Origin of the sequence: Longivirga aurantiaca (assembly GCF_042660085.1) — a bacterium.
GTDB classification, from domain to species: Bacteria; Actinomycetota; Actinomycetes; order S36-B12; family CAIYMF01; genus Longivirga; species Longivirga aurantiaca.
This window is the reverse complement of the sequence record NZ_JBHSTI010000008.1, coordinates 451,956-474,692: the sequence shown is the minus strand read 5'-3', so window position 1 is coordinate 474,692 and position 22,737 is coordinate 451,956. Positions and strand designations below refer to the sequence as shown.

28 protein-coding genes are annotated in these 22,737 nt (G+C 73.6%); 13 read left to right on the top strand and 15 right to left on the bottom strand.

What is annotated here, in order from left to right; translation table 11 throughout:
• The first annotated feature begins 8 nt into the window (after positions 1-8).
• Entirely contained in the window at positions 9-1,013 is a 1,005-nt protein-coding gene (locus tag ACFQGU_RS06195; protein WP_386764774.1) for a phosphotransferase, read from the top strand.
• Between the two features lies 1 nt (position 1,014).
• On the opposite strand, the gene ACFQGU_RS06190 is transcribed toward ACFQGU_RS06195, so the two are convergent.
• Positions 1,015-1,365 (bottom strand): MmcQ/YjbR family DNA-binding protein, encoded by a 351-nt coding sequence (locus tag ACFQGU_RS06190; RefSeq protein ID WP_386764772.1) that lies wholly within the window; start codon positions 1,363-1,365, stop codon positions 1,015-1,017.
• Between the two features lie 151 nt (positions 1,366-1,516).
• Between ACFQGU_RS06190 and ACFQGU_RS06185 the strand changes: the two genes are divergently transcribed.
• The 5 genes from ACFQGU_RS06185 to ACFQGU_RS06165 all read left to right on the top strand — a co-directional run bounded on the left by ACFQGU_RS06185 (position 1,517) and on the right by ACFQGU_RS06165 (position 6,209).
• Positions 1,517-1,684, top strand: coding sequence for a hypothetical protein (locus tag ACFQGU_RS06185; protein WP_386764770.1), 168 nt, complete (start codon positions 1,517-1,519; stop codon positions 1,682-1,684).
• A gap of 67 nt (positions 1,685-1,751) precedes the next feature.
• Complete coding sequence (locus ACFQGU_RS06180; protein ID WP_386764768.1) at positions 1,752-2,339, top strand: hypothetical protein; 588 nt, start codon at positions 1,752-1,754, stop codon at positions 2,337-2,339.
• 139 nt (positions 2,340-2,478) lie between these two features.
• Positions 2,479-3,105, top strand: a complete 627-nt coding sequence (locus ACFQGU_RS06175) for an RNA polymerase sigma factor (RefSeq protein WP_386764766.1) — start codon at positions 2,479-2,481, stop codon at positions 3,103-3,105.
• Positions 3,102-3,557 (top strand): hypothetical protein, encoded by a 456-nt coding sequence (locus ACFQGU_RS06170; RefSeq protein ID WP_386764764.1) that lies wholly within the window; start codon positions 3,102-3,104, stop codon positions 3,555-3,557. Before ACFQGU_RS06175 ends, ACFQGU_RS06170 begins: the two co-directional genes overlap by 4 nt.
• 6 nt (positions 3,558-3,563) lie before the next feature.
• Positions 3,564-6,209 carry a CHAT domain-containing protein gene (locus ACFQGU_RS06165; protein WP_386764763.1) on the top strand — a complete coding sequence of 882 codons (2,646 nt, stop codon included), beginning with the start codon at positions 3,564-3,566 and terminating at the stop codon, positions 6,207-6,209.
• A gap of 20 nt (positions 6,210-6,229) precedes the next feature.
• Here ACFQGU_RS06165 and ACFQGU_RS06160 read toward each other — a convergent pair whose 3' ends face one another.
• The 7 genes from ACFQGU_RS06160 to sigE form a co-directional block, all read right to left on the bottom strand.
• Positions 6,230-7,510, bottom strand: a complete 1,281-nt coding sequence (locus tag ACFQGU_RS06160) for a S8 family peptidase (RefSeq protein WP_386764761.1) — start codon at positions 7,508-7,510, stop codon at positions 6,230-6,232.
• 237 nt (positions 7,511-7,747) lie between these two features.
• Positions 7,748-8,116 (bottom strand): hypothetical protein, encoded by a 369-nt coding sequence (locus ACFQGU_RS06155; protein WP_386764759.1) that lies wholly within the window; start codon positions 8,114-8,116, stop codon positions 7,748-7,750.
• Positions 8,117-8,200: 84 nt separating this feature from the next.
• Positions 8,201-9,574 carry a S1C family serine protease gene (locus ACFQGU_RS06150; protein WP_386764757.1) on the bottom strand — a complete coding sequence of 458 codons (1,374 nt, stop codon included), beginning with the start codon at positions 9,572-9,574 and terminating at the stop codon, positions 8,201-8,203.
• 180 nt (positions 9,575-9,754) lie between these two features.
• Positions 9,755-10,417: an LmeA family phospholipid-binding protein gene (locus tag ACFQGU_RS06145; RefSeq protein WP_386764755.1), complete on the bottom strand. Its 663-nt coding sequence runs from the start codon at positions 10,415-10,417 to the stop codon at positions 9,755-9,757.
• On the bottom strand, positions 10,414-11,568 hold the full coding sequence (locus ACFQGU_RS06140) for a sigma-E factor regulatory protein RseB domain-containing protein (RefSeq protein WP_386764753.1): 1,155 nt from the start codon (positions 11,566-11,568) through the stop codon (positions 10,414-10,416). Before ACFQGU_RS06140 ends, ACFQGU_RS06145 begins: the two co-directional genes overlap by 4 nt.
• A gap of 10 nt (positions 11,569-11,578) precedes the next feature.
• Positions 11,579-12,184 carry a zf-HC2 domain-containing protein gene (locus tag ACFQGU_RS06135; protein ID WP_386764751.1) on the bottom strand — a complete coding sequence of 202 codons (606 nt, stop codon included), beginning with the start codon at positions 12,182-12,184 and terminating at the stop codon, positions 11,579-11,581.
• A complete protein-coding gene (gene sigE / locus ACFQGU_RS06130) occupies positions 12,181-12,861 on the bottom strand; it encodes an RNA polymerase sigma factor SigE (RefSeq protein ID WP_386764749.1) in 681 nt (226 codons plus the stop codon). The genes ACFQGU_RS06135 and sigE overlap by 4 nt, the downstream gene beginning before the upstream one ends.
• A 122-nt stretch (positions 12,862-12,983) precedes the next feature.
• On the opposite strand from sigE, the gene ACFQGU_RS06125 reads away from it, so the two are divergent.
• The gene (locus tag ACFQGU_RS06125) at positions 12,984-13,634 is read left to right on the top strand and encodes an O-methyltransferase (protein ID WP_386764747.1); all 651 of its coding nucleotides are present in this window, start codon (positions 12,984-12,986) and stop codon (positions 13,632-13,634) included.
• 66 nt (positions 13,635-13,700) lie between these two features.
• On the opposite strand, the gene ACFQGU_RS06120 is transcribed toward ACFQGU_RS06125, so the two are convergent.
• From ACFQGU_RS06120 to ACFQGU_RS06110, 3 genes are all read right to left on the bottom strand, one after another.
• The gene (locus ACFQGU_RS06120) at positions 13,701-13,868 is read right to left on the bottom strand and encodes a DUF3117 domain-containing protein (RefSeq protein ID WP_386764744.1); all 168 of its coding nucleotides are present in this window, start codon (positions 13,866-13,868) and stop codon (positions 13,701-13,703) included.
• A 139-nt stretch (positions 13,869-14,007) separates the two neighbouring features.
• Complete coding sequence (locus ACFQGU_RS06115) at positions 14,008-14,610, bottom strand: DNA-3-methyladenine glycosylase I (protein ID WP_386764742.1); 603 nt, start codon at positions 14,608-14,610, stop codon at positions 14,008-14,010.
• Complete coding sequence (locus tag ACFQGU_RS06110) at positions 14,607-15,023, bottom strand: DivIVA domain-containing protein (protein WP_386764740.1); 417 nt, start codon at positions 15,021-15,023, stop codon at positions 14,607-14,609. Before ACFQGU_RS06110 ends, ACFQGU_RS06115 begins: the two co-directional genes overlap by 4 nt.
• A 173-nt stretch (positions 15,024-15,196) precedes the next feature.
• On the opposite strand from ACFQGU_RS06110, the gene folP reads away from it, so the two are divergent.
• The 3 genes from folP (at position 15,197) to ACFQGU_RS06095 (ending at position 17,352) form a co-directional block, all read left to right on the top strand.
• On the top strand, positions 15,197-16,009 hold the full coding sequence (folP, locus tag ACFQGU_RS06105) for a dihydropteroate synthase (protein WP_386768178.1): 813 nt from the start codon (positions 15,197-15,199) through the stop codon (positions 16,007-16,009).
• Between the two features lie 146 nt (positions 16,010-16,155).
• The gene (locus tag ACFQGU_RS06100) at positions 16,156-16,746 is read left to right on the top strand and encodes a hypothetical protein (RefSeq protein ID WP_386764738.1); all 591 of its coding nucleotides are present in this window, start codon (positions 16,156-16,158) and stop codon (positions 16,744-16,746) included.
• 126 nt (positions 16,747-16,872) lie between these two features.
• Positions 16,873-17,352: a methyltransferase family protein gene (locus ACFQGU_RS06095; RefSeq protein WP_386764736.1), complete on the top strand. Its 480-nt coding sequence runs from the start codon at positions 16,873-16,875 to the stop codon at positions 17,350-17,352.
• Between the two features lie 75 nt (positions 17,353-17,427).
• On the opposite strand, the gene ACFQGU_RS06090 is transcribed toward ACFQGU_RS06095, so the two are convergent.
• Both ACFQGU_RS06090 and ACFQGU_RS06085 read right to left on the bottom strand, forming a co-directional pair.
• Positions 17,428-18,033 carry an LOG family protein gene (locus ACFQGU_RS06090; protein WP_386764734.1) on the bottom strand — a complete coding sequence of 202 codons (606 nt, stop codon included), beginning with the start codon at positions 18,031-18,033 and terminating at the stop codon, positions 17,428-17,430.
• A gap of 1 nt (position 18,034) precedes the next feature.
• Positions 18,035-18,844, bottom strand: coding sequence for an LOG family protein (locus tag ACFQGU_RS06085; RefSeq protein ID WP_386764732.1), 810 nt, complete (start codon positions 18,842-18,844; stop codon positions 18,035-18,037).
• Between the two features lie 182 nt (positions 18,845-19,026).
• Here ACFQGU_RS06085 and wrbA point away from each other — a divergent pair, with 182 nt between their 5' ends.
• Both wrbA and ACFQGU_RS06075 read left to right on the top strand, forming a co-directional pair.
• Complete coding sequence (wrbA, locus tag ACFQGU_RS06080; protein WP_386764730.1) at positions 19,027-19,647, top strand: NAD(P)H:quinone oxidoreductase; 621 nt, start codon at positions 19,027-19,029, stop codon at positions 19,645-19,647.
• A 150-nt stretch (positions 19,648-19,797) separates the two neighbouring features.
• Positions 19,798-20,721 (top strand): alpha/beta hydrolase, encoded by a 924-nt coding sequence (locus ACFQGU_RS06075; RefSeq protein ID WP_386764728.1) that lies wholly within the window; start codon positions 19,798-19,800, stop codon positions 20,719-20,721.
• On the opposite strand, the gene ACFQGU_RS06070 is transcribed toward ACFQGU_RS06075, so the two are convergent.
• On the bottom strand, positions 20,718-20,969 hold the full coding sequence (locus ACFQGU_RS06070) for a hypothetical protein (RefSeq protein WP_386764726.1): 252 nt from the start codon (positions 20,967-20,969) through the stop codon (positions 20,718-20,720). The two genes, ACFQGU_RS06075 and ACFQGU_RS06070, sit on opposite strands and share 4 nt — an antisense overlap.
• 115 nt (positions 20,970-21,084) lie before the next feature.
• On the opposite strand from ACFQGU_RS06070, the gene ACFQGU_RS06065 reads away from it, so the two are divergent.
• Positions 21,085-21,498: a hypothetical protein gene (locus ACFQGU_RS06065; RefSeq protein WP_386764724.1), complete on the top strand. Its 414-nt coding sequence runs from the start codon at positions 21,085-21,087 to the stop codon at positions 21,496-21,498.
• A 38-nt stretch (positions 21,499-21,536) separates the two neighbouring features.
• Here ACFQGU_RS06065 and dapE read toward each other — a convergent pair whose 3' ends face one another.
• Positions 21,537-22,619, bottom strand: coding sequence for a succinyl-diaminopimelate desuccinylase (gene dapE / locus ACFQGU_RS06060; RefSeq protein ID WP_386764722.1), 1,083 nt, complete (start codon positions 22,617-22,619; stop codon positions 21,537-21,539).
• Positions 22,620-22,737: the final 118 nt, after the last annotated feature.

Below are 22,737 nucleotides of genomic sequence, written 5' to 3'. Positions count from 1 at the left end.
ATGACGGGGTGAAGGCCCCCACCCCCGGCCGCTGGGCCAGCACGGAATGGCTCGAGGACACCCTCGAGTGGGGAGCTCGAGCGCTGGCGCCGCACGGCCTCACGCTGCGCGCATGGACCCAGCCGCACGCGCGGCCGTGGTCGACCGCGCTACGGCTCGAGACCGACGCCGATCCCGTGTGGCTCAAGGCTCCGGGCGACGGCGCGCTGTTCGAGGTGCCCCTGCTCGTGCTGCTGGCCGAGCTCGACCTCCCGCACGTGCCGCGCCCGCTCGCCCACGACCTCGATCGTGGCCTGGTCCTGCTGCCCGACGGCGGCGAGGTCTCCCGCGTGGCGTACGGAGGCACGACGCCGCCCGAGCGCATGGCCGACCACCTCGCGCTCTACGCCCATCTGCAGCGCCTGACCGAGCCCCACGTCGACGCGATCGTGGCGCTCGGGGTCGGCGACCTGCGGCCCACCCGCATGCCGCGGCTGCTCGAGCAGACCATCGCCGTCCTCGAGGCCGAGCGGGCGCCCGCAGCGCTCAGCCGGGAGGACGCCGCGCGGCTGCGCGCCGTGCTGCCGGCGTACGCCGAGGCCTGTGCCGAGCTCGAGGCTTCGGGCATCGCGCCGACCCTGCAGCACGACGACCTGCACGACTCGAACATCCTCGCGCGCGGCCCGGTGATCATCGACTGGGGCGACTCCTGCGTCGGCCACCCGTTCGGCACGATGCTCGCGACGCTGAACTCGATCGCCTTCCACCACAAGCTCGCGCCGGACGACCCCGCCTTCGGGCTCGTCGTCGACGCCTACACCGACGCGTGGACCGACTTGCACGACCGGCCCACGCTGCGGCGCCTCGTCTCGCTGGCGCAGCGGGTGGGGCCGTTGACGCGGTCGCTGTCGTACCGGCAGGCCCTGACGAACGTCGACGAGCCCGCGTGGCGGGAGTACGGCGACGCCATGCCCGAATGGCTGCTCGAGGTGTTCGAGGCCGACCTCCCACGCAGGCCACCGCTGCTCGGCTGAGCTAGCGCGCGTCGAGCTCCGGCGCCCGCATCCGCCACGCATCGGTGACGAGCTCGCGCAGACGACGTACGCCGACCTTCTCGAGCCGGCACATCACGACTGCCCAGCCGTCGTACCCCGGGGCGGTGAAGAAGATGCCCGGCTCCCCGAGCAGCAGCGCCTGCTTCTCGGCCTCGTCGCCGACGTAGAGGACGGCGACGTCGGTGCGGATCACGCGGCGCCCGCCCTCGCGATCGGGGTAGGACCACACGAAGCCCTTGCCTCCCACGCGGAAGTCGAACCCTGCGCTGTCGATCTCCTCGACACCTGCGAGGCCGAGCGCGATGCGGCGCACGTCGTCAGCGTCAGCCATCGAGCCTCCTCGCCCAGTCAAGGTGCCGCCCAGGCTATGCGGCGCCACCCACTGCCCCGTGCCGATCGCCGTGGGGTGTATCAGGACGCCCGTCTGCCGCTCTTCCCAGGTGTCCGGCTCCACCGAGCCGGTGCAGACCAGAGGAGCAGCCATGAGCAGCACAGCCGGCCCGAACCCCCTTCCCCGGCCCGAGGCTCGCCCGGATGCCCTTCTGGCCCGCCTGTCCACCGAGCCCGGCCAGCTGCCGGCGTGGCGGCCCCCCGTGCGCCTCGTCGGCTGGCTCGAGCTCCTGCGCCGGGCTCGGCCCGCCTTCGCCTGATCGGCCCCCGGTCCCGCTCCGGCAGGACCTCACCCCGCACCGCGTACAACCCCCGAGAGGAACCACCATGTCCACGATCACCGCCACCCCGACCGCCACGCCGTCGTCGCTCGGCAAGACCCCGCTGCTCGTCGGCATCGGCGTCGTCACGCTGGTCGCAGTGTCCGCAGTCGTCGTCCCCCGGTTGTCGTTCACGGCGACGACGAGCACCCCTGCGGTGTCGTCCGCGCCGCGGGCCGGCGGCCCCGACGCGCTCGAGGCGCAGCAGCGCGCCGCGCTCGCCCGGTCCAGGTCCGGCGGCCTGGACGTCGCGGAGCGCGCCGGCATCGCCGCGCGGCTGAAGTCCGAGGCGCGGCTCGACCGGCTCGCCAAGACGCAGGGCAACTACGCGGGGACCGTCGCTGCGGCTGCCGTCGTGCCGACCAGCGTCATCGGCCAGCAGGTCGGCGGACTCCACCGCTCGTACGCGTTCACCGGCACGACCGGCTACTCCAGCGTGCTGGACTCGCAGGTGCCGCGGTCGAACGGCTACCAGGCCCAGCCCTCGGGCGGCGAGCGCACGGTGTGGAACGACCGCTTCGTCCCGCCGTACGACGACCCCTCCTGGGCCGAGGCCATCGAGCGCCACTACTTCGGCGCCCACGCCACAGGCTGATCACCGCAACAGGTGGCCCTCGACTGATCCACTCGGGGGTCGGCAGATGGGCCGGGACGAGATGCGTCCCGGCCCATCTCGACGTGAATCCCCTGGCCTGCACGCAGTTCGAGCGCGATACTCCGATCAGGGAGGGGCCATGGTCTCCAGCGCCTACGACGAACCCGTCGCGCCGCTGCTCGCGGCAGCGGCGGCGGGCGACTCCGTCGCCTGGGACTCCCTCGTCGACCGGTTCACCGGCCTGCTGTGGGCCACGGCACGGACTCACCGCCTCTCCGCGACCGACTGCGCCGACATCGTCCAGACCACCTGGCTGCGGCTGCTGGAGAACCTCGACCGGATCCAGGAGCCCGAGCGACTCGGAGGCTGGCTCGCGGTCGTGGCGCGACGCGAGTGCCTCCTCGTGCTCAAGCGTTCCCACCGCGAACCACCGGTGCCGGCCGACGAGTGGCTGGACCGGGTGCCCGATCAGCGCGCACCCGTCGAGTCGGCGATGCTCGTGGCCGAGCGCGATGCCGCGCTCTGGCAGGTGTTCGACGAGCTCCCCGATCCGTGCCGCCGGTTGCTGCGCGTCCTCGTCGCGGACCCACCGCCGGCGTACGCCGAGATCGCCGATGCACTCGACATGCCGATCGGCTCGATCGGGCCGACTCGCGCACGCTGCCTCGCCAAGCTGCGCACACTGGCCCTGCAGAGCGGCGCGCTCGACCCCGACGACGTGGTCGATGTGACCGACGCAGCACTGTCGACCGGGGGTGAGTCATGACCACGTCCGAGGACGCCTTCGAGTCCCGGCTGCGCGACGTCACGTCGGAGGCCGACGCCGTTCCCGAGCATGTGATCGCCGACGCGAAGTCCCTGTTCGCCTTGCGAAGCCTCGACTCCGAGCTGGCCGAGCTCGTGGCCGACTCGTGGGTCGACGAGCCAGCGGTGCTCACGCGGGCGCTGGTCGCGGACGTGCGCATGCTCTCCTTCGTCTGCGGCGACATCACGATCGAGCTCGACGTCGACACCGACCCCGTGACCGGTCGCGTCCGGATCCACGGCGTCGCGGTCGGTGCAGCCGGCGAGGTCGTCGTCGTCCTGACTGGTCACCGCCTCACCGTCGTTCTCGAGGACGGGCACTTCGACCTCGAGCTGCCGACCGGCGGTCCGCTCCGGCTCGAGCTGACCAGGCCTGACGGCGGTCGCGTCACGACCGCTTGGATCACGGTCTAGATCGCGATGACCGAGGGCGCCGTCGACGCCGTCGATGACGTCGTCGCCCGGGCCGAGCACGCCTTGGACGAGGTAGGCCGCGACCCGCGTGCTGCGCTCGCCGTGGCAGACGCCGTCGTCGCCGCGATCCCGAGACCGCTTGCGGCAGAAGGAATCCGCGCCGTCGTCACCGCCCATCGCGCGGCCGGGCTGGCGCTCCGGGAGCTGAGCGAGATCGAGACGGCAGAGGGCCGGATGCGCCGAGCGGTGCGCATCGCCGACCGGCACGAGCGGCCGGACGTCGGGGCTGAAGCACGGATGAGCCTCGCGTACGTCCTCATGGAGCGCGGCCGGATGGGCCAGGCCGTGGCGCTCACGACGCGAGCGCTGCGGGACTCTCGAGGGGAGACGACGTACCGGCTGCGGATCATCCGGGCCATGTCGCTGCAGCGGTCCGGCCACGGTGACGACGCGCTGGCCGAGTACGCCGTGGCATTGCCGGCCGTGCGCCGTGCGCGCGACACGGTGTGGGAGAGCCGCCTGCTCAACAACCGGGGCATCCTGCTCGCGACCCGCGGCGAGACGGCCCGGGCAGTCGCAGACTTCACAGGAGCCCGCGAGATCTTCCTCGCCGAAGGGCGGAGGAACGATGCGGCCGACGTGCTCTACAACATCGGATACCTGTACGGCATGGCAGGCGACGTACCGCAGGCGCTCCGGAACCTGGACGCCTCCGCAGAGGAGTGGGGGGATCTCGACCGCCCCGAGTACTGGGCCGGGCGCGCCGAGGTGCTCACTCGTGCGGGTCTGTCTGCCGAGGCCGTCGCCGACGCTCGACGCGCCATAGCGCTGCTGCAGTCCCGAGGCTGGAATGCCTTGGAGGCAGAGAGCTGGCTGAGTCTCGCGTCGGCCCTGCTGTCGGATCGCGAGCCCGACCTGGACGCGGTCGTCGCCGCCGCCCAGGAGGCCCGCCGGCTGGTACGGCGCCAGGGCCGGCCCGAGTGGACGGCCATGGCCGAGTACGTGGCGATGTCGGCGCAGCTGCGGCGATCCCGTTCCGCGCCGACGACCCGGTCGATCGAACGACTGGTGGCGATGCTCGAGGAGAACCACTGGCCGCGCGAGTCCGACGATCTCCGCGTGTCCGCGGCGATGGCGATGCACGCACGCTCTCCCGCCGACGCCCTGCAGCTGCTCGAGCCTGTCGAGTCACGTCGCCCGGCGGCCGGCGACTGGGAACGGCGCTCGACGGTGGCACTCGCACGCTCGCTGCGGGCCGGCTGGGCAGGCGACACCGGCAGAGCCCAGCGGCAGCTGCTCCGCGCCTGGTCGCTGGCTGACGACGCTCACGCTGCGCTGGGGTCGGTCGATCTCGTCGCTGGCGCAGCCGCGCGGTCCGGGCGCATCGTGGAGCTGGGCCTCGGCCGGGCCCTCGACGCGGGCTGCGCCGAGCAGGCCTTCGACTGGGTGGAACGAGGCCGGTCTGCCGTGCTGCGCCACCCCGCCGCGCGCCCGGCTCCCGACCCCGAGGTCGCCGCAGCACTCACGCGATGGCGCTGGGCCAAGAGCGAAGAGGCCGAGGCCCGAGCGGCCGGGGACCGCCTGTCCCCCTCCCCGGTGCGTGCTGCGGAACGTGAGGTCCGCCGCCTGACCCGCCGCCGTGCAGCGGCGGACGGAGACCACGACGTCATCGGCGCCGAGGTGGCCCGCTCCGCCGTCGGCGATGGTGTCTTCGTGCAGTTCTTCAGCTGGAAAGGGGAGATCCACGCGACCACCACCACGCGGAACGGGACGGGGGCGCACAGGCTGGGCGCAGCAGCCGAAGTCCTCGGGCTCGAGCGGTCGATCGCCTTCGCCCTCAGGCGCGTGGTGCGGGCGTCGCCGTCACGGCCCGCGCTCGATCAGGCGGTCGAGCTGCATCGCCTGGTCCGACGCCTGGACTCGCTCATCCTCGCCCCGCTCGCAGCCGTGGCAGGCGCCAGAAAGGTCACCATCTGCCCAGGTTCCGCGTTGGGTGGCGTCCCGTGGTCCATCGCGCCATCGATCGCCGGCGCTGACCTGACCATCGCGCCGTCGGCGACCTCGTGGCACCGCGCCCGGAACGTGGGTCCGCAACGGATCAGGAAGGTGGCCGCACTGGCCGGTCCGGGCCTCCCCGCGGCGGAGGCCGAGTGCACTTCCGTCAGCCGCCTCCACCGGCAGGCGACGGCGACGCTCGCGGCGGACGCCACGACCGCGGCCGTCAGCCGTGCCGCCCGGGAGGTCGACGTCCTCCACCTGGCGGCCCACGGGCTTCTGCGCCGGGACAACCCGCTCTTCTCGTCCCTGACGCTTGCGGACGGTCCGCTCTGCGGCTACGACATCGCATCCTGGGTGCGCGCGCCGTCGGTGGTGGTGCTCTCGGCGTGCAGCGCCGCCGCCGGGGCCGCGGTCGCCGGCGAGGAGGTGCTCGGGCTCGCCGCGATCGCGCTCGGCGTCGGAGCCCGGACGGTCGTGGCCTCTCCTGTAGCCGTGCCCGACGGGCTCACCGCCCTGGTGATGACGAGCCTGCACCGGGAACTGGCGCAGGGGCACGCCCCGGACGAAGCCCTGCAGCGCGTGAGGGGATCACTGGGTGCCGAGGAGCCCGCCGCCGGGGTGGTCGCGGGCACATTCGTCGCAGTGGGCGCCTAGGCACGTCCCGGGTGCAGGACTCACGGCGACGTCGGGTCGATCCCCACCGACTGCCTGGGGTCGTAGAGACGACCGAATCCGCGCAGAGCGGGCGACACTGCCGAGGCGTCAGGCAGGTCGGCCAGGAGGCTCCGCAGGGCGGCGCCCGCCCCTATGTTCCGCTCGACCATGCGGCGCGCGATCTCGGCGGCCACGATGGGAGCGGCGAACGACGTGCCGCTCCAGCGCACCCACCCCTCGATCAGGTCGAAGGAAGCGCTGTCGATCGGCACCCGCCCGAAGGAGTGGATGCTGAGGACGCTCACGCCGTCGGTGCAGAGGTCGACCCAGTCACCGGTGTTGCTGAACGGCGCCGGCTCGGGTGAGCCGCCGTTCCACCCGATGGCCGCCACCGCCACGACCCGACCGATGGCAGCGGGCCAGTACGGCAGGTCGGTGACACCGCAGTTGCCCGCGGCTGCCACGAAGACGGTGGAGGTGGGCCACGCCTCGATCGCCTCCGTGAGGCCGATCGGCGCGAGGCCATCGGTCCGGGTGCCGAGCGAGAGGTTGATGACACCGATCGTGGGATGTGCGGCACGGAGACGGTGCAACCCGTCGACCACCATGACTTCGGTCCCGTAGCCGTCGGTGTCCAGCACGCGGAGCGCGACGATGCCGGCCTGACTGCTGGTCATCCGGTTGACGAGTCCGGCGATGAACGCGCCGTGCCCTGCCTCCGCGCCGAACGACGGCCCGTCCTGCCCGGGCGGCCACAGGCGATCCACGTCCTCCTCCGGGTCCACGCGGAGGCGAGCCATGCCCCCGCCCGGCGTCTCGATGGGGATGCCGGTGTCGAGCACGGCCACATGCGGGGCGGAGAGAGGCACCGGCAGGGGTCCGGACGACCACGGCTCGGCCGGACGGACCTGGTCGAAGGGGCCACCTTTGTAGATCCACGGCTCGCCCGACATGACGTAGTGCGGGGTGACCCGGCAGGCGTCCGGATCCACTCCGGCTGCCGGGGCCGCGCCGCGGGCATCGGCCTGAAGAGCCGCGACGTGGTCCAGCAAGGGGACCGGGCCACCGTACGAGAACCACCGCACGGTGGTGGCGGACAGGCCCGGCGACGTGTCGGTGAGCTCGATGTACTCGGGACCCTGCAGGACCGGCAGAAGGTCAGCGGCCGCTCCGCTCACCAGCAGCTCGTCGGGTACGAACAGGAACCCGCCGTCGTCTGTCTCCACGTGCGAGATGCGGAAACCGGGACGGTTCGGGTCGTCGGTGCGCGCATCGCGGGCCTCGCGCCAGTAGTCGGTCATCCGAACCCCCTCGGGTCGTGGCTCCGGACGCACTGCGCGTCGGGCAGCCGGGGACGCGCGCTGCGCGCGGCCTCACCCGGAGGAGGTCGGGACCGGCTCCCTGATACGTCCAGCGGGACGGGCCGACCCCCGTCGGCTCTGACGTCCTGCTCGGCACCGTGGCACACCGCTGACGGGACGCACATGGCCCGGACGGAGCAGTGATCACCACCCGCTCGTGCCGGTCGGCGTCGACGCTCAGGTGGCGTCGGGGTCGAACGCTGCAGCAGGTGCGGCGGTGGAGCTGCCCGTCGCGCCGCGGGCCGGTGCGGCAGGACCTGCGGGGCCGCTCGGCTCGGGCTCGGGGTCGCTGAGGATCGAGGCCGCGAGCCGGCGCGGGTGCAGGTCGGCCAGGTCCTTCACCGACTGCTTGAGGTCGTCGGTGATGGTGGGATCGAGATCGGCCGCGGCCACGATCTCGCGCCGGGCGTTCATCGCCTGGGTGCGCAGCACGCGCGCCCACTGCACCATGCTGGCGATGGCCTTCGGCAGCTTGTCAGGCCCGAGGATGAGCACGGCGACGAGCGCGATGAACAGGAACTCGCCCGTCCCGATGTCGAAGAACACGTGCTCACCGCCTTCCTGACGCGCCTGGGGGCGCCGACCTCGCGGTCGGCGCCCCCAGGGTACGACGTGCAGTGCCTCGCGGGATCAGCCGGTCGAGCTGTCCGATCCGAGCGTGACCTCGACGGTCCGGACGCTGTCGCCGTCCTTGATGCCGAGGGTGATGGTCTCGCCCGGCGCGTAGGTGCGGATCGCGACGATGAGCTCGGTCGAGTCCGAGACCGCGCGGCCGTTGACGTCGACGATGATGTCGCCGCTCGTGACACCGGCAGCCTCGGCGGGACCACCGGCGGTGACCTCCGAGACCTGGGCGCCCTCTCCGGTGTACCGGCTGTCGACCTGCACGCCGATGATCGGGTGGCTCGAGCTTCCGTCCGAGATGATCTCCTCGGCCACGCGCTGGGCCTGGTTGATCGGGATGGCGAAGCCGAGCCCGATCGAGCCCGCCTGGCCGCTGCCGTCCGACAGCGACGCGATGGCCGAGTTGACGCCGATGACCTTGCCCTCGGCGTCGAGCAGCGGGCCACCCGAGTTGCCGGGGTTGATCGCGGCGTCGGTCTGGATCGCGTTGATGAACGAGTTCTCGCCCGAGCCGCCCGCCGTCACGGGACGGTTGAGCGCGCTGACGATGCCGGCGGTGACGGTGCCCTCGAGCCCGAGGGGCGAGCCGACCGCGATGGTCGAGTCGCCGACCACGATGCCGTCGGAGTTGCCGAGCGTGGCCACCGGCAGGCCGGTCCTGTCCACCTTGATGACGGCAAGGTCGTACGACGTGTCGCGGCCGACGATCTTCGCCGGAACGGTGGTGCCGTCCTGGAAGCGCACGGTCAGCGTGCCGCCGTCGGCAGCGCCCTCGACCACGTGGTTGTTGGTGAGGATGTACCCGTCGGCGCGGATGATGAAGCCCGAGCCGGTGCCGCCTCCGGTGCCGTTGCGCTCCTCGATCTGCACGACCGTCGGGAGGACCGCGGCCGCGACCGCCGCGATCGACCCGCTGGGCCGCGCGGAGAGATCGGCGTCGGTCTGCGGGATGGTCGCGCCCGACGACGTCAGCGATCCGCCGGAGCGGTTCTCGGCGATCGTGTACGCGCCCACGCCACCGACGGCGCCGGCGAGCAGGCCCGAGGCGACGGCGATCGCGACGATGCGGCCGGCACCGCCGGTGCGCTGCTTGACGGGGGCGGCCGGCGGCGCGTCCCAGGCCTCGGGCGCACCGAGGAGGGGCGGCTCGAAGCCGGGCACGGGGGTGCCGGCGGCGTACCCGGGCGGGCCGTCGACGCGGGCCGCCGGGTCGGGCGCCGCGAACACGGTGGTGTCCTGTGCCGCGAGCACGGTGGTGTCCTGCGTGTCGGCGTCGAGCACCGGGACGACCACGGTGTCGTGCGCGTCGGGCTGGCCGTCGTGGACGGCGACCGAGCCGCCGTCGGGCTCGGGGATGTCCTGGGGTCGTTCGTCGCTCATGGGTTCTCCTGCGCGCTCGTCGGGGCGTGCATCCATCGTGTGTCTCTCTCCGTTGTGCGACCTGCGAGCAACCTGTGAACGTCCTGAGAGGCCGTCGGCTTCCCAGCATGCCGTCGTCCTAGGGACGGCGCGAACTCGGGCGCGGTTGCCGATCGGGCGACCGCCGGGGGGTGATGCCGGTCACTCCAGCGCTACGGCGGTGCCCGCGGCCCGCACCTGCACGCCCGTCGGGATCACGGTGACCTCGGTGGGCGTCAGGCCGAACGGCAGGTCTCCGACCGAGCCGACCATGTCGTTGAGCGCCTGGGTGACGAAGTCGGGGACGTTGTCACCCGACACCTCCAGCCCGAGGAGCGAGAACTTCTGCAGGTCCAGCGTGATGCGGCCGTCGGTCACCACGGGCACCACCGTCGCCGTGGCCGACACCGCGCCGGTGAACGACGCGGTCAGCGCGTCGCCCTCGACCGCCAGCTCCCAGCTGTCGCCGAGCTGCTCGGCGAGGACGGCCAGCGGCACGACCGCGGTGGCCTCGACCGAGGACGCCGTGCGCGGCGACGACGTGGCCACGCCGTACAGGTCGACCACGACGGAGTCGAGGGTGCCCTGCTCGGTGGGCACGTCGGCCGCCGTGACGGTCACATGGTCGAGCGACCCGCGCAGCACCTGGGTCAGGGCCGGGAAGCCCTCGATCGACGTGGTCACGTCGGTCGCGCCGGGCAGCTCTGCGGCGACGCGCTCGGTCACCGTGCGCTCGGCCACCGCCACGGCCGCGCGGTCCGCCCCGACCGCGACGCCCAGCAGCACGAGGACCACGACGGCCGCGATGACAGCCCCGCGCCTCACGCCCCTCCCCCGGTCAGGCGGTCCCAGCCGCGGGCGACACGGCCCAGGAACGAGCCGTCCTCGGTCGGCCTCGTCGGGGGCAGGGCCGAGAGCACGGCCTGGGCGACCGCGAGCGGCTGCAGGGCGTCGTCGGCGACGAGGGTGAGCACGTCGTCGTCGCACTCCCACACGACCGTCGCGCTCGACGCCGAGGACTTGCCGCCGCGCACCCAGGCCGACAGCCCGTCGAGGTCGGTGAGCGCGAAGCCGCGGGCGCGGAGGCCCTCGGTGTCGGCCTCGGTGAGCGAGCCCTGCAGGGTGAACAGCGACGCGCTCACGAGCCCGTCGGAGAAGAGCTGGTGGACCACGGGGACGGCGCCCACCGCCCCGGCGGGCGCACGCCTGGTCTCCACGAGGGTGAGGCCCCCGGGCAGGGAGTCGGGGCAGTCGCACCCGGCGAGCCGTGCGGCACGGAGCCCGGCCTCGTCGAGCTCGGCGCCCCAGGCGTCGGCGACCTGCGACGTCTCGGCCTTGGCCACCACGGCCGGGTCGAACGTGAGGCTCAGCTGGTCGAACCCGGACCGCACGCGCACGGCTCCGTCCGCGTCGACGAGCTCCTTGCGCAGCAGCAGCCCGGTCTCGGCGTCCAGCCAGTAGCGGGCGGCCGTCGCGCCGTCGGACCCGACGGCGACCACGGCCTCGGCCGGGCGGCCGGCGATGCCTGTGTCGAGGTCGGCCTGGCGCAGCACCCGGTAGTTGATGCGCAGCAGGTCGAGCTGGCGGCCCTCGTCGGCGAACGAGCCGCTGCGGCCATCGGGCGCGAAGACCGGCTCCCGCAGGGAGTCCGACACCACCGTGGTGACGGTGCCCAAGCCAGGGGCGTGCACGAGCGTGGTGGTGACGAGGCCGGAGCTGTCCTCGGCCGTCACCCGTCCGGAGTAGCCGACCGAGCCCGCCGCCTCGGCCGAACGGGCGAGCAGCCGCACCGCGACCGCGTCGTCGGGGGTCATCGCGTCCTTGTCGGACACCGCCGCGGTGTCGACCTCGCCGGTCCACCCGGCCCACCCGTCGCTCGACGCCTGCGAGGGGCTCCCGCCGAGGGCGGCGAGCGAGCACAGGGCGAGGACCGCCACACCGGCTGCCCCGGTGACGACGAGGAGGCGCGCGCTCACGACCGGGCGCTCACGGACGGACGGACGAGCCGGACCCGCTGTCGAACGCCGCGGTGATCACGAGCGGGCCGGAGAACGGCATGCGCTGCGTCGACGCCGAGTGCTCGCCGGCGAGCGCGTCCACGACGGGGGCGAACTGGGACGCGGGTGCCTGCGGGCCGCCCAGGGCGGCGGGGGTGCCGCCCACGACGGCGGCGACGGCCAGGGCGGCAGCGCCGGCGGCCGAGCCCACGGCGACACGGACCCGGCGGCGCCGGGTGGCGGGCCGGCTCGAGGAGCCCGCTGCGGAAGGCCGCACGCCCGCGGAACCGCTCGGCCGGGTGCCCGCCTGCGCCGGGACGACCGGCGGCACGAACGGGCGCGCCGCGGCCTCCTCGGCCGCGGGGATGCCGAGCAGACGAGCCAGGAGGTCCTCGCTCGGGCCGGGGGCCGGCTCGGAGAGGGCCGCGGACGCGGCACGGGCGGTGTCGAGGGAGACGCGGCAGCGGTCGCACACCGCGACGTGGGCGAAGGCGGTCTCGGCGTCCGACGGCGCGAGGCGCCCGTCGGCGAGGTCGGCGATGCGGTCGCCGAGGCAGCCGCCGGGGCGTCCTGGCAGGCCCGGGAGCACGGTCATGCGGTGCCCCCCGCGGCGTCGTGGCCGAGCGGGAAGCGGACGGCGGTCTTGGGGGTCCGGTGGGCCAGCGCCTGCCGCAGCGCCGCGCGACCGCGGTGGATGCGCGACCGGACGGTGCCCAGCTTGATGCCGAGCAGGTCCGAGATCTCCTCGTACGTCATGCCCTCGACGTCGCAGAGCACGACCGCGACCCGGAAGTCGGGGTGGAGCGAGTCGAGCGCGTCCTGCACGTCGGCGTCGTACGCGCGGTCGTCGAGCAGCTGCTGCGGGCCGATCTCGCGCGAGGGGATGCGGTCGGCGGCGTCGTCGGGCAGGCCGTCGAAGCGGATGCGGGCCTTGCGGCGCATCTGGTCGAGGAACAGGTTGGTGGTGATGCGGTGCAGCCAGCCCTCGAAGCTGCCCGGCGTGTACTGCGAGAGCGAGCGGAAGACGCGGACGAAGACCTCCTGCGTCAGGTCCTCGGCGTCGTGCTGGTTGCCGGTCAGGCGGTAGGCGAGGCGGTAGACGCGGGCACCGTGGTCGCGGACGACGTCGTCCCAGGAGGGCGCGTCCCAGTCCGGACCCACGACGGGGTCGGCCCCCGTCTGCTCCGTCGGCTCGCTCATGGCGACCACCTCCGCGCTCGACCGGTCCGCGAGGGCGAGGTGGGCCCTGCCCCCAGCGGTCGTGGACACCATGGTGCCTTCCTCTGCGTCGCAGCGCGAAATCGCGGCCCGGCCGGGCCGCTCCCACGTGGACGAACCGGACGCCTCCGGGGTTCCCGCCCACGTCAGAGCCCTGCTGCCGATAGCCTCGCCGCGTGGACACCGACGCCCGCGCGCTCGCCGCGAACCGTGCCAGCTGGGACTACGCCGAGGCGTACGTCGCCGAGGACGACCTGATCGCCGAGGCGCGCGCCAAGGCCGAGGAGGTCGGCTGCGTCCCGATCCTGGCCGGGGCGGGTGCCACGCTGCGCCTCCTGGCCGCCCTGATCGACGCCCGGCACGTGGTGGAGATCGGCACCGGCACCGGAGTGTCGGGGCTCTGGCTCCTGCGCGGGATGCGCGAGGACGGCGTGCTCACGTCCGTCGATGTCGAGGCGGAGCACCAGCGCCACGCCCGCGAGGCCTTCACGGCCGAGGGGATCCCCGCCTCCCGCGCCCGGCTCATCACCGGACGCGCGCTCGAGGTGCTCCCGCGCCTCGCGGACGCCGCCTACGACCTCGTGCTCGTGGACGGCGACAAGCAGGAGTACGCCGACTACGTCGAGGAGGCCGCCCGGCTCCTGCGCACCGGCGGCGTGATGGCGATCGACAACAGCCTCTGGCACGACAAGGTGGCCGACCCCGCGCAGCGCGATCCCGACACCATCGCGATCCGTGGCGTACTCACCGCGCTGCGCGAGGACGAGCGCTGGGTCGTGGCCCTGCTCCCGGTGGGCGACGGCCTGCTCACCGCCGTACGCCGCTAGGCACCCGACCGCACGAAGGCCCGGCCCCCGTGCGGGGGCCGGGCCTTGTCGTCGTGGTCGCCGGCGTCAGCCGGCGACGGTCGTGAGCTGGGCTCCGAGGTCGCGCGCCTCGTCGGGGGTGAGCTCGACGACGAGACGGCCGCCGCCCTCGAGCGGGACGCGCATCACGATGCCGCGACCCTCCTTGGTGACCTCGAGCGGGCCATCGCCCGTTCGCGGCTTCATGGCGGCCATGCTGCACCCCTTTTCGCGTCGTACCTGCGGTGGGGCGCCGAGTTCGGCGCCCGCGGACGCCCTGGCTGAAGACCTGGGCGAACTCGCCCATTATCCCTGATCACCACCCGTGCTCCCAAACCGCGGGGGGCGGGGCGGTTCAGCGAGCGGCCGCCGGGGGCACGTGGCAGCCCTGCAGGTGGTCGTCGACGAGGCCCATCGCCTGCATCGCGGCATACATCGTGGTGGGGCCCACGAAGACGAACCCGCGCTTCTTCAGGGCCTTGGCCAGCGCGACCGACTCCGGCGTGCTGGGGGCCACCTCGGAGTGGCTCCGCGGCCTCGGTCGCGGTTCGGGGGCGAAGGACCACACGAGCCGGTCCAGCGCGCCCTCACCGTCCGCGTCGAGGAGCGCGAGGGTGGCGCGCGCGTTCGTGAGCGTGGCGTCGACCTTGGCCCGGTTGCGCACGATCCCGGCGTCCTCCAGGAGCCTGGCCCGGTCGTCAGGGCCGAAGGCCGCGACCGCCGCGAGGTCGAAGCCGGCGAAGGCGCTGCGGAACCCCTCGCGCTTGCGCAGGATCGTGATCCACGCCAGGCCCGACTGGAACGCCTCGAGCGTGATCCGCTCGAAGATCGCCACGTCGCCGTGCACGGGCCGGCCCCACTCGGTGTCGTGGTACGCCACGTAGTCCGGGGTCGACAGGCCCCAGGGGCAGCGGGCGAGGCCGTCGTCGCCGACGACCGCGTCGCCGACCGGGGTCATGCCTCGGGTGCGCCGCGACCGGCGTCGGGTGCGCCCGCGCTCGGGGCGGCACCGGCATCCGCAGCGCTCGCCTCGGCCCAGGCGGTGCCCGTGCCCGTGGCGGTCGCCGTCGCCGCACCGGCAGCGGGGGCGCCGGCGCCACGCCCCTCGAGCTCGGCGATGCGGGCGTCGCGCTCGGCGATGTCGGCGGCGAGGCGGTCCAGGACGTCGTCCACCTCATCCATCCGATAGCCGCGCAGCCCGACGGCGAACCGGACGTTGTCGACGTCGTCGCTCTCGACGAGGCGGGTGTCCGGAAGCAGCGTGGGTGCGCGGTCGGGCTCCACCTCGGGCAGCTCGCCGAGGCGTCCGACCGCGAGCAGCGCGACGGCGGTGACCACGGCGATGCCGACCAGCAGGAAGACGACGGTCACGTGCATGCCTCTCGGCTCGACGGTCGGCGCGCCCTGCGGGGGCGCGCCCGGGACGAGCATGCCACGCTGGTCCGGCTCGCCTGCCGCACCCTGCGGAACGGCGCGGTCGGAGGGGGTGCGCGGTGGCGCTGCGGCTCGGCAGCCACGTCTTCGCCGACGGCGAGACCGTCGTCATGGCGATCGTGAACAGGACCCCCGACTCGTTCTACGACAAGGGAGCGACCTTCACCGACAAGGCGGCGCTCGACGCCGTGGCCCGAGCGGTCGACGAGGGCGCCGGGATCGTCGACATCGGCGGCGTGAAGGCCGGGCCTGGCGCCGAGGTCGACGCAGCCGAGGAGATCCGGCGTACTGCGTCGTTCGTGGCGGCGGTGCGCGCCCGCCACGACGTCGTGATCAGCGTCGACACCTGGCGTGCCGAGGTGGGCCGCGTGGTGGCCGCCGAGGGCGCCGACCTCCTGAACGACGCGTGGGGCGGCCACGACCCCGAGCTCGCGGCCGTGGCCGCCGAGTTCGGCCTCGGCCTCGTCTGCACGCACACAGGCGGCGCGACTCCGCGCACGCGGCCGCACCGCGTCGAGTACGACGACGTCGTCGCCGACGTCGTGCGCCGGACGGTCGGCGAGGCCGAGCGGGCTGTGGCCCTCGGCGTGCCGCACGACTCGGTGCTCATCGACCCGGGCCACGACTTCGGCAAGAGCACGCGGCACTCCCTGGAGGCGACGCGGCGCATCCCCGAGCTGGTCGCCACGGGATGGCCCGTGCTGGTGTCCTTGTCGCGCAAGGACTTCGTGGGCGAGACGCTCGACATCGCGGCGCCGTCCGACCGGCTTCTCGGCACCCTCGCGGCCACGTCCGTCTCGGCCTGGCTCGGCGCGCAGGTCTACCGCGCGCACGACGTCGCAGCCACCCGCCAGACCCTCGACATGGTCGCCTCGATCGCCGGCCACCGCCCACCGGCAGCAGCCCGCCGCGGCCTCGCCTGACCCTGGTCGTCCGATGAGGATGCTGCCGCGTCGCCGCTGACGGTCTTTACACGACCCGAACACGCCTGGGACGACTGCCGTACGGGGGCGGCGCACAGTGGAGGCAGTCGAGGACGCGAGGTCCTCCAGCCCCGCAGGAGCACGCCATGAGCACCACCGCCCGCAAGGCCGCCACCGCCGTCGCCTGGGTGACCGCCGGGGCGATCGGCGCCACCGTCCTCAGCGGCGTCGCATCCGCCGGCTCGTTCGGCCCCGCAGCCGTCCCGTCGGGCACGGCTGCGGCCGCGGCGACGGCGGACACGGCCGCCGGGAAGGCGCGCCGCGGCATGATGCGCGACGTCCTGCACGGGTCCCTCACCGTGAAGACCGACACCGGCACGAAGGTGGTCGACGTGCAGCGCGGCGAGATCACAGCCGCATCCGCCACCTCGGTCACCGTGAAGAGCTCGGACGGCTTCACGGCCACCTACGCCATCGGCGACTCCACCGTCGTACGCCGTGACCGCAGCACCGTGAGCGGCACCGACCTGGTGGTCGGCGACACCGCCCTGGTGCGCGCCTCGGCGGGCACGGCCGACACCGTGCGGGCGCTGTCCCCCGACGCCCTCGCGAAGCTCAAGGACCGCGTCGCCGGCGGCCGCGCGGGCATGGGCGGCATGGGCGGCATGGGCGCAGGCATGGCCGGCATGGGGGGCGGCATGGGGGCCGGCATGGGACTCGACGACGACGACGTCTGAGCGCAGCTCGCGGACGACGGGCATCCGGTCGCCGGATGCCCGCGCGTGACCGCCCGGAGCCCCCACCCGGGCGGCGACGCGCGTCCGGGCACGGCACGATGAGGCCATGACCCACGGATCCACGCAGTGAGCGGCCTGCCCCGGCTCGGCGGCCGCGGCGGCGGCTGGGTGGCGCTGCAGTTCGCGCTGCTCGGTGTCGCCCTCGTGCTGGGCCTCACGGACCTGTCCGGCTGGGGCGAGGCCTGGGCCGGCGGGCTGCGCTACATCGGGATCCTCGTCCTGTCCGCGGGCGTCGTCGTCGCCGTGCTCGCCGCGGTGGGGCTGGGGCCCTCGCTCACCGCGCTGCCGCAGCCGCGCGACGGCGGGCGCCTGCGCACCGACGGCGTGTACGGCGTCGTCCGGCACCCGATGTACCTCTCGGTGCTCTGCGGCGTGCTCGGCTGGGCGCTGCTGACCTCGCCCTGCGTGCTGATCCCGTTCGCCGCGCTCGCGGTCGTGCTCGACCTCAAGCGCCAGGTCGAGGAGCAGTGGCTCGCCGAGGCCTATCCCGAGTATCCGGCGTACCGGATGCAGGTCCGCTGGGCCCTCGTCCCCTACCTCCGCTGAGGTACGCGAGTTACTGCCCACATGGTCGTTGAACGACCATGCTCAGCGAGCATTTGGGCAGTAACTCGGGGACTGTCACGGCTCGGCTTCGAGCCACTCGTTCGCTGTGGGCTCGCTGTGCACGACGCTGCCCGCCTCGGCCCAGCCGTCCTCGATCGCGGCCATCGCCTCGTCGACCGACGACGTCCACACGAGCTGGGCGGCGGCGACGTCGCGCACGAAGCCGGCCTCGACGAGGCCGCTCACGAGCTCGGCGAGCGGGTGGAGGTCGCGCCATGGGTCGAGCACGACGATCGGCTTGTCGTGCATCCGCAGCGAGCGGGCGACCCAGATCTCGAGCAGCTCCTCGAGCGTGCCGATGCCGCCCGGCAGGGTCAGGAACGCGTCGGCACGACGGTCCATCTCGGCCTTGCGCTCACGCATGTCGTCGGTGACGACGAGCTCGTCGGCGCCGTGGTCGGCGACCTCCATCTCGACCAGTGCGCGGGGGATGATGCCGATGGTGTGCGCGCCGCCCGCGCGCGCAGCACGCGCCACGGCACCCATCGAGCTCACCGAGCCGCCGCCGCTGACGAGGGTCCAGCCGCGACGGGCGAGCGCGAAGCCCACCTCCGCGGCCAGCACCTTGTACCGCTCGTCGATGTCTTCGCTGGACGCGCAGAACACTGCGACCGAGGGCATCTCAGGCCTCCACAGGGGGCTCGACGTGATGGGCGCCGTTGCCCGCGCGGCCATGGACCTCTTGCGCGGCAAGGATGATGCGGACCACCTCGTCGAGATCGTCGGTGAGGTGGACGAGGTCGAAGTCCTGCGGCGAGATCCGGCCGGTCTCGAGCATCGTGCCGCGGATCCAGTCGACCAGGCCGCCCCAGTAGCTGGTGCCCACGAGGACGACGGGGAACGACGTCACCTTCCGCGTCTGCACGAGCGTGAGCGACTCGAAGAGCTCGTCGAGGGTGCCGAAGCCGCCGGGGAACACCACGAAGGCCTGCGCGTACTTCACGAACATCGTCTTGCGCGCGAAGAAGTAGCGGAAGTTCACGCCGAGGTCGACGTACGCGTTCATGCCCTGCTCGAACGGCAGCTCGATGCCGAGCCCGACCGACGTGCCGCCTGCGTCGTACGCACCCTTGTTGGCCGCCTCCATGACGCCCGGGCCGCCGCCCGTGATCACCGCGAAGCCGGCGTCGACCAGCTTGGCCGCGACGTCGTGCGCCTGCTGGTACGCCGGGTCCTCAGGCTTGGTGCGCGCCGAGCCGAAGATGCTGACCGCCGCACCCAGCCCGGCGAGCGCGCCGAAGCCCTCGACGAACTCGGCCTGGATGCGCAGGACTCGCCACGGGTCGGTGTGGACCCAGTCGCTCTCCCCGGGGGAGTCGAGGAGGCGCTGGTCGGTCGTCGTCGGCGGCACCTGCGACCGGCGCAGGGTCACCGGGCCCTTGGTGCGGGTGGGCGGGTGCGCGGTGCCGTCGGGCAGCAGGGGGAAGCTCACCCGAGGACGCTAACCCGTCCTGCGCCGCCGCGGGCCACCCCGGGCCCGTCCGTGCGTCGCCCCGCCGTGAACACCGCGTGAACTCCCTCCCGATCAGCGGACGCCGGGTTGCAGACCAAATTGTTGTGTGTTCAACTACTTGCAGACGTTGAACGCTCAACTAACTGCTCTGGAGGCTCCCCATGTCCGACGCCGTCAAGGTCGCCGTCATCTACTACTCGTCCACCGGATCGGTGCACACCATGGCCGCCCGCGCCGCACAGGCCGCGGAGAAGGCCGGCGCCGAGGTGCGCCTGGTCAAGGTCGCCGAGCTCGCGCCCGCCGAGGCCATCGCCTCCAACGAGGCCTGGGCCGCCCACGCTGCCGCCACCGCCGACATCCCGGTCGCGACCGCCGACGACATCGACTGGGCCGACGTCGTGCTCTTCGGCACGCCCACCCGCTTCGGCAACCTCGCCGCGCAGCTCAAGCAGTACCTCGACAGCCTCGGCGGCCTCTGGGCCCAGGGCAAGCTCGCCAACAAGGTGTACGCCGGGTTCGTCTCGACCGGCACCAAGCGCGGAGGCCAGGAGACGACGCTGCTCGCGCTCTACAACTCGGTCTACCACTTCGGCGGCATCATCGTGCCCCCGGGCTACACCGACCCGGCCGTGAAGTTCAACGACGGCAACCCCTACGGCGTCTCGCACGTCTCGTTCAACGGTGCTGCCGCCCCGGCCGACGAGGAGTTCGCCGCTCTCGACCACCTGGCCCAGCGCACCGTCGCCGTGGCCGGTCAGCTGCGGCGCGGCGCCGCGGCCTGACCCGGGCCCAGCACCACGTGCACGACCTGGTCGCCGAGGGTCGGTCCGCTCCGGCGGGCCGCCCCTCGCGCCGTGCCCGGGCGTACGGCGCCGGCACGCGGCGCTAGCGTCGGGCTCGCAGCACACGGCTGCGGTGGGGGTGAGGGGCACATGGTCTGGTTCTCGCGGGGTGTGGCGGCGGTGGCGCTCGCCGTCGTGGCCTGGGCGTGCCTGACGGCGTGGCCGGCGGTCGTGCACGGGCACCCGGCGTACGCCGTGCTCCTGGCGCTGACGGTCGTCGTCGCGGTCGTGAGCCTCGTGCGCTCCCTCGGCGAACCCCGCGAGCGAGGTGGGTTCCGGCGGTTCCTCCGCGTGGCCGCGCCCGTGCTGGGCGTCCTGTGGGTCGCCGCGATGTGGTGGCTGCGGCCGTTCAGCGCGGTCGAGCCGGCGCTGGCCGCCCTGCAGAGCGATGCGACCGTCACCGTGACCGAGTCGATGACCGACATCGTGCTGACGCCGGTCTCGGGCTCCGACGAGGTCGGGGTCCTGTTCCAGCCCGGCGCGAAGGTCGAGGCCCGGGCGTACGCCGCGGTGCTGCGCCCCCTGGCCGAGGCGGGCCATCGGGTCGTGATCGTGAAGCAGCCGCTCTCGATCGCGTTCCTCGCGCTCGGCGCCTTCGACTCGGCGCGCTCGGCGTACCCCGAGGTGCAGCGCTGGGTGGTGGCCGGCCACTCCCTCGGCGGCACCGTGGCCGCCATCGAGGCGGAGTCGAGCACCGCCGACGGGCTCGGCGTGGCGGCCGGGCTGCTGCTCTACGCGTCGTACCCCGCGTCCGACATGAGCGACACCCTCGGCTCGTCGGTGCTGTCGGTGTCGGGGAGCCTCGACGGGCTCGCGACCCCCTCCGACATCGACGCGTCGCGGGCGAACCTGCCGCCGACCGCGACGTTCACCGTGATCGAGGGTGCCGTGCACGCGTACTTCGGCGACTACGGGCCGCAACCCGGTGACGGGACACCCACTATCAGCCACGACGACGCCCGGGCGCAGATCAGTGCCGCGAGCGTGGAGTTCGTGGACGGGCTCGTGCCCTAGCGGCGGTTGCGCTGCCGGGAGGCCCAGTAGCCCAGGGTGATGCAGAGGCCGACGAGCGCGATGAAGCCGACCATGTAGACCATCGCGGTCACCGTGACGACGCCTTCGTTGCCGGGCGCGAAGAGCTCGTTCGGCAGCAGGAAGGTCAGGAGGAACGCCCCGAGGCCGCTGACGATGCAGCCGCCGAGCAGCCACGGGTTCCAGGGCCTCGGCTGCGGGTCGTCGGGGTTGCGCCGGTTGAAGCTCACGGTGCGAGCCTCGCACGCCCCCAGCCGGGGCGGCATCCCGGGCTGGACCGACGGAACCGCGCGCGTGAGGCCTGCGTCACACCGCCGCGGGGACCGACTCGGGTGGGGTGGCGGCATGACCAAGCAGCGCGGGTGGACCGTGGGCGCGCTCGTCGCCGTCATCGTGGGCGTCGTGGCGGCTCTCGGCGTCTCGAGCGGATGGTTCGGCAGCGGATCGCCGGGCATCGACAGCTCGAAGTCCGGGGTGATCGTCCGGTACGACGGCCGCGACTACTGGGTGAGCGACTACGAGGTGGCGGACGCCGTCCTCGGCGAGACCCTCGCCACCGACCTGCTCTTCCAGGACACCACCGCCGACGTGAAGGCGATCGAGGGCCAGGACCCAGCCGTCACGGTCGCTGCGTACCTTCCGCCGCTGTCGTCGGCCTCGCCGACGGCCGGCTGGCGGCTCGTCTCGACCGACCCCGGGTACTGGACCGACCAGGAGAACGTGCGGGCCAACGCCGCGCTCTTCGTCACCGCGCCCTGAGCCTCGCCACTCGGAGAGCCCGCGCCTTCCGCGTACGGCTAGGCGGTGAGCCAGGCGCGCAGGCCGCGCGCAACGGTCGCGAGGTCCCCGACCGGGCAGTGCTCGCCCTGGCTGTGCGCGATCGACGGGTCGCCCGGGCCGAAGTTCACCGCGGGGACGCCGAGGGCGGTGAACCGGGCGACGTCGGTCCATCCGAACTTCGGGCTCGGCGCGCCGCCGACAGCCGCCACGAACGCGGCGGCAGCCGGGTGGGCGAGGCCGGGCAGGGCGCCGTCGACGGTGTCGATCACGGCGACGTCGTACCCCGCGAACACCTCGCGCACGTGCGCCTCGGCCTCCGCGCTCGAACGCGTGGGCGCGAAGCGGTAGTTGACCGCGACGACGCACTCGTCGGGGATGACGTTGCCCGCCACGCCGCCGCTGATGCCGACCGCGTTGAGGCCCTCGCGGTAGACCAGGCCGTCGATCTCGACCTGCCGAGGCTCGTACGCCGCGAGGCGGCGCAGCACGTCGCCGGCATCGTGGATCGCGTTGTGGCCCATCCAGCTGCGGGCGCTGTGCGAGCGGGTTCCCGTGGTGCGCACCTCGGCGCGCATCGTGCCCTGGCAGCCCGCCTCGACCACGGCGTTGCTCGGCTCCATCAGGACGGCGAAGTCGCCCGCGAGCAGGTCGGGGTGCGACTCGGCCAGGATGCGCAGGCCGTTGAACTGCGAGTCGATCTCCTCGGCCTCGTAGAAGACCCAGGTGACGTCGCGCGTGGGCTCGGCGAGCGTCGCGGCGAGCTGCAGGGCGACGGCGACGCCGCCCTTCATGTCGCACGCGCCGAGTCCGTACACGCGGTCCTCGCCGTCGACGTCGCGGCGCTCGGACGGCAGGTTGTGGTTGGCCGGCACGGTGTCGAGGTGGCCTCCGATCACCACGCGCTCGGCGCGGCCGAGGTCGGTGCGGGCCACGATCGTGTGGCCGACGCGGGTCAGGACCAGGTGGGGGTAGGCCGACAGCGCCCGCTCGACGGCGTCCGCGAGCGCCTGCTCCTCGCGCGACTCGCTCGGGACGTCGATCAGCGACTGCAGCAGGTCGGCGAGGTCGGCGTGCAGGTCGAGCACGGGTCCATCGGTCACCCGCAGAGCCTAACGACACCAGCAGGAACCAGCCCGCCCGGCGTGATTCCACCCTCCGAGGACGGACCGCGCCCGTCACGGACGCAGTGCAGTCCACAGCTCCTCGCGGAACGCCGAC

What these genes read in the sequence shown, in the direction of transcription:
- folP (WP_386768178.1), top strand. Translation starts at nt 15,197, where the DNA reads ATGGCGATCGTGAACAGGACCCCCGACTCGTTCTACGACAAGGGAGCG.
- wrbA (WP_386764730.1), top strand. Translation starts at nt 19,027, where the DNA reads ATGTCCGACGCCGTCAAGGTCGCCGTCATCTACTACTCGTCCACCGGA.
- ACFQGU_RS06170 (WP_386764764.1), top strand. Translation starts at nt 3,102, where the DNA reads ATGACCACGTCCGAGGACGCCTTCGAGTCCCGGCTGCGCGACGTCACG.
- ACFQGU_RS06120 (WP_386764744.1), bottom strand. Translation starts at nt 13,868, where the DNA reads ATGGCCGCCATGAAGCCGCGAACGGGCGATGGCCCGCTCGAGGTCACC.
- ACFQGU_RS06075 (WP_386764728.1), top strand. Translation starts at nt 19,798, where the DNA reads ATGGTCTGGTTCTCGCGGGGTGTGGCGGCGGTGGCGCTCGCCGTCGTG.
- ACFQGU_RS06115 (WP_386764742.1), bottom strand. Translation starts at nt 14,610, where the DNA reads ATGACCCCGGTCGGCGACGCGGTCGTCGGCGACGACGGCCTCGCCCGC.
- ACFQGU_RS06150 (WP_386764757.1), bottom strand. Translation starts at nt 9,574, where the DNA reads ATGAGCGACGAACGACCCCAGGACATCCCCGAGCCCGACGGCGGCTCG.
- ACFQGU_RS06065 (WP_386764724.1), top strand. Translation starts at nt 21,085, where the DNA reads ATGACCAAGCAGCGCGGGTGGACCGTGGGCGCGCTCGTCGCCGTCATC.
- ACFQGU_RS06185 (WP_386764770.1), top strand. Translation starts at nt 1,517, where the DNA reads ATGAGCAGCACAGCCGGCCCGAACCCCCTTCCCCGGCCCGAGGCTCGC.
- ACFQGU_RS06190 (WP_386764772.1), bottom strand. Translation starts at nt 1,365, where the DNA reads ATGGCTGACGCTGACGACGTGCGCCGCATCGCGCTCGGCCTCGCAGGT.
- ACFQGU_RS06090 (WP_386764734.1), bottom strand. Translation starts at nt 18,033, where the DNA reads ATGCCCTCGGTCGCAGTGTTCTGCGCGTCCAGCGAAGACATCGACGAG.
- ACFQGU_RS06135 (WP_386764751.1), bottom strand. Translation starts at nt 12,184, where the DNA reads ATGACCGTGCTCCCGGGCCTGCCAGGACGCCCCGGCGGCTGCCTCGGC.
- ACFQGU_RS06175 (WP_386764766.1), top strand. Translation starts at nt 2,479, where the DNA reads ATGGTCTCCAGCGCCTACGACGAACCCGTCGCGCCGCTGCTCGCGGCA.
- ACFQGU_RS06160 (WP_386764761.1), bottom strand. Translation starts at nt 7,510, where the DNA reads ATGACCGACTACTGGCGCGAGGCCCGCGATGCGCGCACCGACGACCCG.
- ACFQGU_RS06180 (WP_386764768.1), top strand. Translation starts at nt 1,752, where the DNA reads ATGTCCACGATCACCGCCACCCCGACCGCCACGCCGTCGTCGCTCGGC.
- ACFQGU_RS06100 (WP_386764738.1), top strand. Translation starts at nt 16,156, where the DNA reads ATGAGCACCACCGCCCGCAAGGCCGCCACCGCCGTCGCCTGGGTGACC.
- sigE (WP_386764749.1), bottom strand. Translation starts at nt 12,861, where the DNA reads ATGGTGTCCACGACCGCTGGGGGCAGGGCCCACCTCGCCCTCGCGGAC.
- ACFQGU_RS06165 (WP_386764763.1), top strand. Translation starts at nt 3,564, where the DNA reads ATGACCGAGGGCGCCGTCGACGCCGTCGATGACGTCGTCGCCCGGGCC.